The following is a 12,681-nucleotide window of genomic DNA, read 5'->3' on the forward strand; positions in this document are numbered from 1 at the left end:
ACTACGCTCGCAACGAACCGGTTGAAAGAGCCGGCTGACACCAGCAAACAGCTCTCCGGACATGCCGGGGCGAGTCAGTCTTCGCGAACAGTGCGGCTAGGTTGTTGGCCATTATTAATTTGATTCTGGCCGATACCAGGGACATTTCGATTTTTTGGTGCCGGATGCAGGAGTGGGCGAGTATGGGTTTCCGTGACGGCCAGGTCTTTGTTCATGATGGTCTCGAACTTGGCTTGCGTCAAACGGCTCAGTCGAACTCGTCGAGAGCGAGGTTCTCAAGGTTGTCAGGATGAGCGACGGCTTCGGCATGGAGCTTCTGCAATGCGTGTGTGCGTGCGCGATAGGCGACGAGGTCGGGTGGGGAGATCCGGAATCCAGGATCTTGTGCAGGTGTGTCCTGCTCATGCCGAGCATCTTTGCGGCTTCGGCCGGGGTGAGGTCTTCTCGTTCGGATACGACGAACGCGTCCAAATCCTTCGCGGAGGGAGATGGAGAGGTTCTCGAGGGTGGCGCGCAGTGTCCTGGCGGGCAGTTGGGCGAAGCGCCCTCGAGGAGGGATGAATTCACATCGAGCGTGGGGGTAGGTCAGGTCCAATAGGGCATCGATCATGACCTCGATGGGATCCCGTATGCGGTGAGGTATACGTGGACGGTGATGTTCACTGTCGTCAACCGGTGCTCTCTAACCCCACATCTATCCAAGCTCTCGGAGAGTCGCTACTGCCGCAGTTGGCCCGGCCACGCCGCCACGTCGAACGTGCGGTTCACTCGCCAGTATGAGTTTGCGATTGCCTCGGGCTCTGCAACGAATGACACCAGACAGGTTGTGGCCTCGTTCAGCTGCAGAGTTTCCTGCGTGCATTCGATGTCGGTGTGGACGCCCCAACTCTCGTTCATCTTCGCGTGCTCAGGTACTTCTCCCGGCCTGAAGATGAACTGCATGTCGTCCTGAAATTGCTCGTCTGGCCAAGCGTTCTGGATGCGCGTGACTGTGAGCGGGGAGGACATGGTGATCCGCTCGCCACCATCCGTGGTCGTGAGAGTCGGTGGGCCGGTGACGATGAACTCCCAGTCCCAGCGCATGTTCCCGGTCAGACCCGCGACCGGCGGGAGCACGCTCTCGCCGAGTGTGAAGTCACCGCCTTCCCAAGTGCCATCGGTCAGGCCATCCCATGGTTCCGCAGGTGGGCGCCCGACGTGAAGCGTCACCGAGCTTCGCAGTTTGACCGCACCGGCGACCGGGTCTTGCTCCTCCACGATCCAGTTCGCGGGTTCCCACACGCTTGCTTCATCAGCGCGGAGCGTGACTAACATTCCGAGTTCGCGCAGTTGCTCTTGGGCGATGTCGCCGCGCATTCCGATGACGTCTGGAAGAGCGACGGTCTCAGCCTCGGGCGTTGGCAAGGCATCGAGAGGCGACGGCGTGCACGCGGCCAGGAGTGCACTGACGGCGATGATGGCGGTCAGTGAGGCGCGCGTGAATCGTCGTCGGGGCCTGTCCTGCGCAGGAGTGTTCACGGCTTCAGCGTAGCGAGTCAGTTGACTCGAAACCCAGCGGACTAGGCGGGTCAGCGCTCCGCCCATGCCTGATCTATGCCAGAGAAACAAGGGGAGTCGGGTACTTGTGTGGAGGGGCTGACGGGAATCGAACCCGCGCTATCTGCTTGGGAAGCAGAAGTTCTACCATTGAACTACAGCCCCGAAATGGTGCTTCGCAAGCATAGCAAAAGGTCGGACGACCTCAACGGCTCACGCGTGGCTTACCGCAGCGGGTTGAAGGGGCGCAGCTCGGCGGGAACGTTGCCGGTGGTGATCTGTTCGGCGAGGAGTTTGCCGGTGGCGGGGCCGAGCACGATGCCCCACATGCCGTGTCCTCCGGCGACGAACACCCCGGGCGCTTTCGTGGCGCCGGCGAGGGGGAGGCCGTCGGGGGTGACGGGGCGCGATCCGACCCATTCGTCCTGCCGGTTGTCGAGGTCGACGCCGCGCAGCAGTTTTCGCGACTGGTTGATGATGGCTTGCACGCGGCGCGCTTGGAAGGGTTCGTCGGGTCCGCGGAACTCCATCGTCCCGGCGATGCGCAATCGTCCCTGGTAGGGGGTCATCGCCAGGCGTTGGAATGGCAGGTAGATCGGATGCTCGGCCGGCTCGTCGGTTGCGACGGTGAAGGAGTATCCGCGGCCGGCCTGCACGCGGGTGCGTACGCCGAGCGGGCGGGCGAGGCGGGGCAGCCAGGCTCCGGTGGCGATGACGATCGAATCGGCTGTGAGGCGCTCGCCGGTGGAGAGCACGGCGGCTGGGTGGCCGCCGGCGGTGATGGATGCCACGTCCGCGTCTGTGCGCAGCACGCCGCCGCGCGCCACGAACGACGCGGCGAGGGCTTCGACGAAGGGCGCCGGTTCGATGAACCGCTGCCCTTCGAGCCGGTAGATCACTTTCACGGCTTCTGACAGTGCGGGCGCGAGCGATGCCGGGTCGTCGAGGCGTTCGAAGGGGACGTCCTGTCCGTGTCGGATGACGCCGGCGATTTCGTTGAGGAATCCCTTCGAGTGCGCGGCATCCGCGAAGCCGATCACGAACGGGCCTTCACGGGTCCAGGAGTCGACGCCGCCGTCGAGGAGTTCATCGAATGCGGAGAGGGCGATCTTGTCGATGGGGGTGAGAGCAGCCATCGTGCGGTCCCATGCCCGATGGGTGCCGTGGGAGGCGAATCGGGCGAGGAAGCTCCAGAGCGCGGCATCCACCCGGAAGGGCACGTGCAGCGCAGCATCCGGATCCAAAAGGGCTTTCGGCCCGTATGTCCACAGGGTCGGGTCTGCCAGGGGGATCGCCTTACCGGGCGTCAACCACCCGGCGTTGCCCCATGACGACCCCGCCGCGACGCCGGCACGATCGAGCACCGTCACCTCGACGCCTCGCTCTTGCAGGTGCCAGGCGGTCGCGAGGCCGACCATTCCTGCTCCGATCACGATCGACTGCACCATTGCACCCTCCCGACATCAGTTGGATGGTTCCAGAATGACAGAGTTCCGCTCGGTCATTCAGGTTGCTTCGGGCGATCCGTCGACTGCGCATCGCCCTCCGCGTCCGAGGGCGCCGGGTCCACGGCATCCGGCGTCGCATCCGTCGCCTGCTGTGGGCGGATCGGCGTGAGCAGCGAGTCGTAGTCGTGCTCGGCCGAGTAGTTCAGGAACGCGATGTGCGCCTCGTAGCGGTCGAGGACGTCCTCGATGAGCTGCGTCCGGGTGAGGCCGACGACGTCGTAGCCGGCGGAGCCCGTCTGCGTGAAGACTTCGAGCCGCAGGTAGACGTCGCTGCCCTGGGTCATGCCGCGGCTGCCGAACAGGGGCACCGGCGTGATGACTCCGGCGACGCGGTAGACGAAGTCGCGCTCTCCTTCGTCGATCTTCACGGTGAGCAGGTGCGCGGCTACGCCGGTGTCGAGGTCGGGCTCGGTGACGAGGGAGGCGTCGTAACCGAGCTCGGTGAACTCCGCGGTGACGTCGTTCAACGCCGGCCGCACGACGTCGTCGGCGAAGCGGCGCACGGCATCCTTCGACGGATACGATCGCAGGCGAGCCAGGCGCTGGCGCCAGTTCTTCTCGGGCGTCTGCCCGCCGTCGACCGCCACCCGGCGATGTCGCAGCACGCGTCCTTCGCGGTCGGCTCGCTCCATGCGCAGCACCTTCGAGAAGGAAGCCATCACGAGGTAGGCGATGATCGTGACCGGCAGGGCGAAGATCAGCGTCGCGTACTCCATGGTCGTCACACCGCCGGCGATGAGCATCGCGATCGTGAGCACGGCGGTCAGCAGAGCCCAGTAGATGCGCAGCCACCGGCTGCCGTCCTGCGCGGGGTCGGGGATGGAGGAGGAGAAGTTTGACATGACCATCGCGCCGGAGTTGGCGCTGGTGAGGTAGAACAGCAGCGCCGACAGGGTCGCCAGGCCGATGAGGAAGGCCGCGCCCGGGAAGGACGCGAGCAGCTCGTACCAGCCGTGCTCGGGTTGCGCGATCGCGAGCGCCGCGAACTCCTCATCACCGTTGAGGACCCGGTGCAGTGCCGAGTTGCCGAAGATGCTGACGATGAAGAAGTCGCACAGCACGGGCGCGGTGACCGCGGCGATGACGAACTCGCGCAGGGTGCGGCCGCGCGAGATGCGGGCGAGGAACAGGCCGACGAAGGGTCCCCACGCCAGCCAGAACGCCCAGAAGAAGAGGGTCCAGCCGGCCATCCACTCCGATCCGCCCTCGACGTAGCCGAAGGTCTGCAGCGTGCGTTCGGGCAGGGTGAAGATGAAACGGCCGATGTTCTCGACCATCGCGTTGAGCAGGAACGCGGTCTGGCCGCTGACGAGAATGTAGAGGATCATCGCGCCGGCTGCCCACAGATTCAGCTCGGAGATGACGCGGATGCCCTTGTCCACCCCCGAGACGCAGGCGGCGACCGTCATGACCACCGAGACGGCGACGAGCGCGATCTGCAGGGCGAGGCCCTCGGGGAGGCCGAAGATCCACGAGAAGCCGACGTTCAGAAGCACCACGCCGATTCCCATCGAGGTGGCGACGCCGAACACGGTTCCGACGAGTGTGAAGACGTCGATCGTGTCGCCGAGCACTCCACGCACGCGTCGTCCGAGCAGAGGGTACAGCGCGGCGCGGATCGACAACGGCATGTTCCAGCGGTAGGCGAAGTAGCCCATCGCCATGCCGAGGAGGGCGTACATGGCCCATCCGGCGACGCCGTAGTGGAACATGGTCCAGACGACGGCGTCCTGCGTGGCTTCGCGCGATTCCGGGGCCACCGATGGTGGTGCGATGTATTGCGATACCGGGCCGGTCACCGAGAAGAAGAGCATGTCGATGCCGACGCCCGCGGCGAAGAGCATCGCCACCCAGGTGAACAGGCCGTACTGCGGGCGCGAGTGGTCGGGGCCGAGGCGCACGCTTCCCTCGCGGGAGAACGCCACCCAGAGCACGAACAGGATCACCAGGGTGACGGTGAGTACGTAGAACCAGCCGAGGTTCGTGGCGATCCAGCCGACGACGTCCTGCATGGTCGCCGCGGCCGAGTCCGGCATGATCATCGCCCACACCGAGAAGGCGATGACGACGACGGATGCCGTGATGAAGACGCGCCAGTTCACACGCGGTTTCAGCGACCGTGCCACTCCGGAGGGGCCGCGGTCGCGCAGTTCGGTGCTCGAGACGGGGGCCCGATCGGCATCGTCCGGGGAGGACTTGCGCGGGCCGGCTCCGAAGCGGGCGCGCTCGACCATGCCGCGCCGTGCTGCGTCCGTTGCCTCGGGGGCGTCCTCAGAATCCGGCATGGGGCTTCCTTCACGACCGCCGGTCGTGCGGCCGGCTTCGACGGCAACCCTACGCCGCCTGATCGTTCTGCGGCGAGCCTCTAGGCTGTAGTCGTGCTTCTCAGCGACCGCGATATCAGAGCAGAACTCGCCGCCGGCCGGATCGGCCTCGATCCGCATGAGCCGGAGATGGTTCAGCCGTCGAGCATCGATGTGCGGCTGGATCGGTACTTCCGTCTTTTCGACAATCACAAGTACCCCTATATCGACCCGTCCGAGGAGCAGCCCGAGCTGACGCGCCTCATCGAGGTGAAGCCGGATGAGCCGTTCATCCTGCACCCGGGGGAGTTCGCGCTGGGGTCGACGTTCGAGCAGGTCTCGCTCGCGGACGACATCGCCGCGCGCCTGGAGGGCAAGAGCTCTCTCGGGCGCCTCGGCCTCATCACGCATTCGACGGCCGGGTTCATCGACCCCGGGTTCTCGGGTCACGTGACGCTGGAGCTCGCGAATGTTGCGACGCTGCCGATCAAACTCTGGCCGGGGATGAAGATCGGGCAGCTGTGCTTCTTCCGCCTCACGTCACCGGCGGAGAACTCCTACGGCTCGGGTCCGTACGGCAACCGTTATCAGGGGCAGCGGGGGCCGACGGCATCCCGCTCTTTCCAGAATTTCCACCGCACCGACGTCGGCATGCTGGATGCGGGGTCAGTCGGCGGCTGACGTGCGCCGCTCGGCTCCGTAGGGTGGAGGCATGAGCGAGCACCTGCCTGAGCCGGAGCCCGAGAGTGCTGCCGCCGGTCTGACGGCGGCGGAGCAGGCCGTGCCGTCCTTCGAGGTCCCTGCGCCGCCGGACTTCGCTGCGTCATCGCCGACGCCTGATGCGCAGGAGCCGTTCGCAGCGGCCCCGGTCATCCCGCCGGCCCCCGAGTTCGGCGATGTGGCGGATGCCATCGCCGATGTCGCGGCGCCGACCACGCGCCGTTCGGCCTCGAGGCGCCGTTCAGAGGAAGCGCTCGCATCGCCCGCTGTGCGAGCGCGTGCGATTCCCGATCCGGGGGCGCCGGTGGTCCGGCACATCGACCTGCCGTCAGGCGGAGGAGTGGAAGTCGGTGGCACGGAGAGCTATCGCGTGTGGGGCGTGGTGATCTTCGGCGGGCTGGGAGCGCTGTTCGTGGGAGCGATCGGCCTCATGGTTTTTCTGGCTGTATCGGCCTGACGGCTGAGAACGACGAAGGGACGGATGCTGGAGCATCCGTCCCTGTTGTGCGTGTCGTACGTTGTGCCATCAGATAGCGCGGCCGCGTGTGAATCCGCGTTCGAATCCGCGGGCGAAGGCGCGTTCGTAGGCGCGCTCGAAGTCGCGCTTGAACGAGCGGGAGGGGTGGTGGCCGTGTCCGTGGCGGTGGCCGAAGCCGCGTGCGTGGTTGCCGTGCTCGCAGCTGTGCGCGTGGCCATGGCTTCGGTGCTGCTCGTGGCGGTGGCCGGTTCGGTGCTGATGGGGCTGGCCGTGCTCGTGGCGGCGGCGTCCGTGGCTGAAGGGGCGGGAGGTCTGAGTTTCATCAGGGGTGTTCATCGAGAATTCCTTTTGTTTGTAACTTTGCATGTACATGTAGTGTGACATGTATGTTTTATGCATGTCAAGTCACATGTAAAATTCGAGTGTGACCGCCGAGAGCCCCGACCCCGCTGAGAGCATCGCCCGCGCACTGTCCCGATTGCGCGGACGCCGCGGCCCCGGACCGCACGGTCGCGGCCATGGCGGCCCCCACGGGCGCGGCCGCGACCGGGAGCGCGGGGATAAGACCGGAGGGCACCATGGCGGTCCCGGCGGACGCTTCGGAGGGCCTGCCTGGATACGGATGCTCGATGTCCTGTCGACGGCGTCCGAACCGCTCAGCGTCGGTGCGCTCGGAGAAGCCATCGGCGTCGACCAGCCGCGAGCCTCTCGTCTCGTGCAGCAGGGCGTCGAGCGGGGGCTCGTGCAGCGCGAGGCCGATCCCGATGATGCGCGCCGTACCCGCATCGCGCTCACCGACGAGGGGCGTGCGACGGCGCGCGGAATGCGCGGTCAGCGTCGCGAAGCGCTCACGCAGGCTCTCGAGAACTTCACCGACGACGAGGCGCGCGAACTCGCGCGCCTGCTCGACAAGCTCGCCGACAGCTGGGGCGGCTGAGCCGCCTTAGCCGACCGGCTTCGCCTTCACCGGCAGCAGCAGGAAGAACCCGGCGAGCAGAACGATGATGATGCCGAGGATGCCGTATGCGGTGTCGGCGGTGAGAACGATCAGCAGCGTCCAGGCGCCGGATGCCATCCAGCTGGCCGCGCGACCGGTCGTCGCGTAGAGGCCGAAGATCTCGCCCTCGCGGCCGGCGGGCGTCACCCGGGCGAGGAACGAACGGGCCGCGGCCTGCGCGGGTCCCACGAAGGCGCACAGCAGCAGTCCGCCGATCCAGAACACCAGGGCCCCGGCATCCACCAGGAAGAACACGGCCAGACCCGCGACGACCATCGCTCCCAGCGCGAAAAGAATGATGTTCTTCGGACCGAAGCGGTCGTCGAGACGTCCGGCGAGGATCGTCGAGACGCCCGCGATGAGGTTCGCGGCGATGCCGAAGATCGCCAGCTCCAAGAACTTGAACCCGAACACCTGGCCGGCGATGATCGCACCGAAGGCGAAGATGCCGCCCAGTCCGTCGCGGAACACCGCGCTCGAGAGCAGGAACCAGAACGTCGGGCGCGTCTCCGGTGATCGGTACAGGCCGACGACGTCCTTGACGAGCAGGCCATAAGAAGCGAAGAATCCGACCTTGCGCTCGGGGCGTCCCATCGACGGCTCGGGAACATTCAAGAAGATCGGGATGCTGAAAACGATCGCCCAGATCGCGCACCCCACCGCGATCAGGCGGAACGGCAGGCCGCCCTCATCGGCGATTCCGAACCAGTCCATCGCATAGAAGACGATGACGATGACCAGCGCGACCACGCCGCCGATATAGCCGAAGCCCCAGCCGAGCCCCGAGATCTTGCCCACCGTCTTCGGATTCGCGATGCCGATGAGCATCGCATTGGAGTTCACCGCGGCGATCTCCCCGAACACTGATCCGGCTGAGATCAGAGCAACGCCCACCCAGAACAGCATCGGCTCCGGCTCGACGAACCACAGGCCGAACATGCACAGGATCAGCGCGCCCGTACCGATTCCCAGCCACAGCTTCTGGCGCCCCGCGGCGTCCGCACGCTGGCCGAGAACCGGGGCGAGCAGCAGAATCGCGAACGCCGCGATCGTCGACCCCAACCCCAGCCCTGAAGCGAGGCCCGCCTCGGCGGCCTTGTGCGCCGGATCGTCCGGGTCGAGCGCGGCGATCTCCGCCGGCAGGAACGCATCCGTCGTCAAGTACAGCGCGGTGAAGATGAACGTGAGGATCACCGTATTGAAGGGCTGTGTCGCCCAGTCCCACAGCGCCCACGAATAGACCTGCTTCTTCGGCGCAGGCGTCTCGCCGCGCAGATCGAGCCCGATCACGCCCACAGCGCCGCTGTTCGCGGTCGCCTCGGGTTGCGGGGTCGGGGAACCATCCGGCGCGCTCATGCTTCGAAGTCTGGCGTCAACGGGTGAACGGCGGGTGGCGGCGCGCCCGTCGTGTGGATAACCAGAGCCCCTGCGAGCGGCCCGGGGTGCCCATAGGTGCGTCACGTACGGTGGGGGAGACCCCGTCGACAAGGAGCACGATGTTCCGCACGCCCGCCCGCCTGTACCGAATGCTCGCGATCGCCGAAGCCATCACCTGGACACTCCTGATCGCCGGGCTCATCACCCGCGCCGTCGGAGGGCCCGCCCTGGCCGTCACGATCGGCGGCGGCATCCATGGCTTCGTGTTCCTCGCCTACGGAGCCACCGCGATCCTCGTGGCCCTCAATCAGCGTTGGAAGATCGGCGTCGCAGCACTCGCGATCGGCAGCGCGGTCGTCCCCTTCGCGACGATCCCCACCGAGATCTGGTTGCACCGCACCGGGCGCCTGCGCGGAGACTGGCGCCTCGACGAGAGCGACCACCCACAGGACCGCACCTGGTACGACCGAAGCATGCGCTGGGCGCTGCGCCGTGCGGGCATCCTCGTCGCGGTCGTAGCGGTGGCGGTCGTCGCGCTCTACGTCATCCTGCTGCTGGTCGGCCCGCCCGGACGCTGACCCCCCTCGGTCACTGCACCATGATCGGGCTCTTGTCGACCACCTCGGCGACCGTCGCCTCGAAATCACCGCCCGTGCAGTCGACGATCGTATAGAGGCCCGCGTTGACGGCGGTGAATGCGCGGGCGATGATCGTCCAGGAACGGTCGCCGTCCTGCCCACCGATCGTGCGCGCATCGATGCCGCCCGCTCCACCGATGAGGTAGCTGAGCTGCGTGTTCTGTGCTGCGCTCGTGACCTGCGCGGTGTCGGCTCCCACGACGTAGCCGAGAACCGCGTCGCTGTCGGTCGAATCGTCACCGGTGAGCGTCAGTCCCTCGGTGTTCCCCTGCCAGAAGCCATCAGCCTAGGTGACATCAAAAGTTGAGCCAGTTCATATCAAGTTCTCTTGACAGGGTCGACACGCCGTTATACAGTTGAGTCATCGCGGCTCAGGTTTGCTGAGTCGCCCCCGGATTTTCAGAAACTTCAACCAGAAGGAGAAACACATGGCACGTGCTGTTGGAATCGACCTCGGTACGACGAACTCCGTCGTCAGCGTCCTCGAAGGTGGCGAGCCGAAGGTCATCGCCAACGCCGAGGGCTTCCGCACGACCCCCTCGGTGGTCGCATTCACGAAGGACGGCGAGGTGCTCGTCGGCGAGACCGCGAAGCGCCAGGCCGTCGCGAACGTCGACCGCACCGTCGCATCCGTCAAGCGTCACATCGGAACGGACTGGTCCTTCGACGTCGACGGCAAGAAGTGGACGCCGCAGGAGATCTCCGCGCGCATCCTCATGAAGCTCAAGCGCGACGCCGAGTCCTACCTGGGCGACACCGTCACCGACGCCGTCATCACGGTCCCCGCCTACTTCAACGACGCCGAGCGTCAGGCCACGAAGGAAGCCGGTGAGATCGCGGGCCTCAACGTCCTGCGCATCATCAACGAGCCCACCGCCGCAGCCCTCGCCTACGGCCTCGACAAGGGCCAGGAGGACGAGCTCATCCTCGTCTTCGACCTCGGTGGCGGAACCTTCGACGTCTCGCTGCTCGAAGTGGGCAAGGACGACGACTTCTCCACCATCCAGGTGCGCGCCACCTCCGGTGACAACCGCCTCGGCGGCGACGACTGGGACCAGCGCCTCGTCGACCACCTGATCAAGCAGTTCAAGGAGACCACCGGCGTCGACGTCTCCGGTGACAAGATCGCCCTGCAGCGCCTGAAGGAAGCCGCTGAGCAGGCCAAGCGCGAGCTGTCCTCGTCGACCTCGACGAGCATCAACCTCCCGTACCTGTCGCTGACCGAGTCGGGCCCCGTCTCGCTCTCCGAGACCATCACCCGCGCCAAGTTCGAGGACCTCACCAAGGACCTTCTCGACCGCACGAAGAAGCCCTTCGAAGACGTCATCCGCGAGGCCAACGTCAAGGTCGCCGACATCGACCACATCGTTCTCGTCGGTGGATCGACCCGTATGCCCGCCGTCGCCGAGCTCGTCAAGCGCGAGACCGGCAAGGAAGCCAACAAGGGCGTCAACCCGGACGAGGTCGTCGCCGTCGGCGCCGCCCTCCAGGCCGGCGTCCTCAAGGGCGAGCGCAAGGACGTTCTCCTCATCGACGTCACCCCCCTGAGCCTCGGTATCGAGACCAAGGGCGGCCGCATGACCAAGCTCATCGACCGCAACACCGCGATCCCGACCAAGCGCAGCGAGACCTTCACCACGGCAGACGACAACCAGCCGTCCGTCGCGATCCAGGTCTTCCAGGGCGAGCGCGAGTTCACCCGCGACAACAAGCCGCTCGGCACCTTCGAACTCACCGGAATCGCCCCGGCCCCCCGCGGCGTGCCGCAGGTCGAGGTCACGTTCGACATCGACGCCAACGGCATCGTGCACGTGTCCGCCAAGGACAAGGGCACCGGCACCGAGCAGTCGATGACCATCACCGGCGGCTCCTCGCTGTCGAAGGATGACATCGAGCGCATGGTCCGCGAGGCCGAGGAGAACGCCGCCGAAGACAAGAAGCGCGCCGAAGCCCTCGAACTGCGCAACCAGGCCGAGTCGATGTCCTACTCGATCGAGAAGCTCATCAAGGAGAACGAGGACAAGCTCCCCGCCGAGGTCAAGGACGAGGTCCAGGCCGACGTCGACGCTCTGAAGACGGCACTCGCCGGCGAAGACGAAGACGCCGTCAAGACCGCGTTCGACAAGCTGAACGAGTCGCAGTCCAAGCTCGGTGAGGCGATCTACGCCCAGTCGCAGGCAGATGCCGCAGCAGGCGCATCGGCCGACGGCGAGACCGCGGGCGACGCATCCTCCGACGAGGATGTCGTCGACGCCGAGGTCATCGACGACGAGGACGAGAGCAAGTAATCATGACCGACAAGAACTTCGACGAGAACGCCGGAGTTCCTGAGGACGAGGGGTCGGATGCTACGGCATCCGGCCCCGCGTCGCAGGAGAACCCCGACGCCAACGAAACCGCCGACGGCCTCACCGTCGACGACATCCTGAACGCCGAGCAGACCGCCGAAGCCGCCGCCGAGGACACCGAGGACGACGCAGCCGCATCGCTCCTCAACGACCTCAAGCGCGTGCAGGCCGAATACGCCAACTACCGTCGCCGCACGGAAGAGCAGCGCGAGCTCGAGATCGACCGTGCCAAGGGTGCGGCCGCCAAGGGCCTGCTCCCCGTGCTCGACGACCTCGACCGGGCCACCGCCCACGGCGACCTCGAAGAGGGCACCCCCTTCTTCGTGATCGGCGAGAAGGTGCGCGCCGTCGTCGAACGCCTCGGCGTCATCGCCTACGGCGTCGCCGGAGAAGAATTCGACCCGCAGCACCACGAGGCGATCTTCCAGCAGCCGACCCCCGGCGCCGAGAAGTCCACGATCCTCGAGGTCGTCGAGGTGGGTTACCGCCTTGGCGATGTCGAGCTGCGTCCGGCGAAGGTCGTCGTCGCTGTTCCCGCAGAGTAGGTGATGCATGGCCAGCCAGGATTGGTTCGACAAGGACTTCTATAAGACGCTCGGCGTCACGAAGGACGTCAGCGAAGCGGATCTGAAGAAGACCTACCGCAAGCTGGCGCGCAAGTATCACCCCGATTCCAACGCGGGCGATGCGAAGGCCGAAGCCAAGTTCAAGGAGATCAGCGAGGCGTACGCCGTGCTCTCGGATGCCGAGCAGCGCAAGGAGTACGACGAGATCCG

Annotated in this window: 13 protein-coding genes and 1 tRNA gene; 7 read left to right on the forward strand and 7 right to left on the reverse strand. The window is 66.1% G+C overall.

What is annotated here, in order from left to right; translation table 11 throughout:
* Window positions 1–717 precede the first annotated feature (717 nt).
* The 4 genes from Q0Z66_RS10585 to betT form a co-directional block, all read right to left on the reverse strand.
* Window positions 718–1,518: a PASTA domain-containing protein gene (locus tag Q0Z66_RS10585; protein WP_298040899.1), complete on the reverse strand. Its 801-nt coding sequence runs from the start codon at window positions 1,516–1,518 to the stop codon at window positions 718–720.
* A gap of 109 nt (window positions 1,519–1,627) precedes the next feature.
* Window positions 1,628–1,701 (reverse strand) — tRNA-Gly (locus Q0Z66_RS10590).
* Between the two features lie 59 nt (window positions 1,702–1,760).
* A complete protein-coding gene (locus tag Q0Z66_RS10595; RefSeq protein ID WP_298040901.1) occupies window positions 1,761–2,984 on the reverse strand; it encodes an FAD-binding oxidoreductase in 1,224 nt (407 codons plus the stop codon).
* A 53-nt stretch (window positions 2,985–3,037) separates the two neighbouring features.
* On the reverse strand, window positions 3,038–5,329 hold the full coding sequence (gene betT, locus Q0Z66_RS10600) for a choline BCCT transporter BetT (RefSeq protein WP_298040903.1): 2,292 nt from the start codon (window positions 5,327–5,329) through the stop codon (window positions 3,038–3,040).
* 93 nt (window positions 5,330–5,422) lie between these two features.
* Here betT and dcd point away from each other — a divergent pair, with 93 nt between their 5' ends.
* Both dcd and Q0Z66_RS10610 read left to right on the forward strand, forming a co-directional pair.
* A complete protein-coding gene (gene dcd, locus Q0Z66_RS10605) occupies window positions 5,423–6,028 on the forward strand; it encodes a dCTP deaminase (protein WP_298040904.1) in 606 nt (201 codons plus the stop codon).
* Between the two features lie 31 nt (window positions 6,029–6,059).
* Complete coding sequence (locus Q0Z66_RS10610) at window positions 6,060–6,524, forward strand: hypothetical protein (RefSeq protein ID WP_298040906.1); 465 nt, start codon at window positions 6,060–6,062, stop codon at window positions 6,522–6,524.
* A 69-nt stretch (window positions 6,525–6,593) separates the two neighbouring features.
* Here Q0Z66_RS10610 and Q0Z66_RS10615 read toward each other — a convergent pair whose 3' ends face one another.
* Window positions 6,594–6,881, reverse strand: coding sequence for a hypothetical protein (locus tag Q0Z66_RS10615; protein ID WP_298040908.1), 288 nt, complete (start codon window positions 6,879–6,881; stop codon window positions 6,594–6,596).
* Window positions 6,882–6,969: 88 nt separating this feature from the next.
* Between Q0Z66_RS10615 and Q0Z66_RS10620 the strand changes: the two genes are divergently transcribed.
* Complete coding sequence (locus Q0Z66_RS10620) at window positions 6,970–7,482, forward strand: MarR family transcriptional regulator (protein ID WP_298040910.1); 513 nt, start codon at window positions 6,970–6,972, stop codon at window positions 7,480–7,482.
* 6 nt (window positions 7,483–7,488) lie between these two features.
* Here the strand turns inward: Q0Z66_RS10620 and Q0Z66_RS10625 are convergent, their stop codons facing one another.
* On the reverse strand, window positions 7,489–8,898 hold the full coding sequence (locus Q0Z66_RS10625; RefSeq protein ID WP_298040911.1) for an MFS transporter: 1,410 nt from the start codon (window positions 8,896–8,898) through the stop codon (window positions 7,489–7,491).
* 140 nt (window positions 8,899–9,038) lie between these two features.
* Between Q0Z66_RS10625 and Q0Z66_RS10630 the strand changes: the two genes are divergently transcribed.
* Entirely contained in the window at window positions 9,039–9,497 is a 459-nt protein-coding gene (locus Q0Z66_RS10630) for a DUF3817 domain-containing protein (RefSeq protein ID WP_298040913.1), read from the forward strand.
* Between the two features lie 10 nt (window positions 9,498–9,507).
* Here the strand turns inward: Q0Z66_RS10630 and Q0Z66_RS10635 are convergent, their stop codons facing one another.
* Window positions 9,508–9,756 carry a hypothetical protein gene (locus Q0Z66_RS10635; protein WP_298040915.1) on the reverse strand — a complete coding sequence of 83 codons (249 nt, stop codon included), beginning with the start codon at window positions 9,754–9,756 and terminating at the stop codon, window positions 9,508–9,510.
* 229 nt (window positions 9,757–9,985) lie between these two features.
* On the opposite strand from Q0Z66_RS10635, the gene dnaK reads away from it, so the two are divergent.
* The 3 genes from dnaK to Q0Z66_RS10650 form a co-directional block, all read left to right on the forward strand.
* A complete protein-coding gene (gene dnaK / locus Q0Z66_RS10640) occupies window positions 9,986–11,845 on the forward strand; it encodes a molecular chaperone DnaK (protein WP_298040917.1) in 1,860 nt (619 codons plus the stop codon).
* A 2-nt stretch (window positions 11,846–11,847) separates the two neighbouring features.
* Window positions 11,848–12,450, forward strand: coding sequence for a nucleotide exchange factor GrpE (locus tag Q0Z66_RS10645; RefSeq protein ID WP_298040919.1), 603 nt, complete (start codon window positions 11,848–11,850; stop codon window positions 12,448–12,450).
* Window positions 12,451–12,457: 7 nt separating this feature from the next.
* On the forward strand, window positions 12,458–12,681 hold a 224-nt coding region (locus Q0Z66_RS10650; RefSeq protein ID WP_298040922.1), incomplete at its 3' end, for a DnaJ domain-containing protein.

Source organism: uncultured Microbacterium sp., assembly GCF_947632095.1.
Classification (GTDB): domain Bacteria; phylum Actinomycetota; class Actinomycetes; order Actinomycetales; family Microbacteriaceae; genus Microbacterium.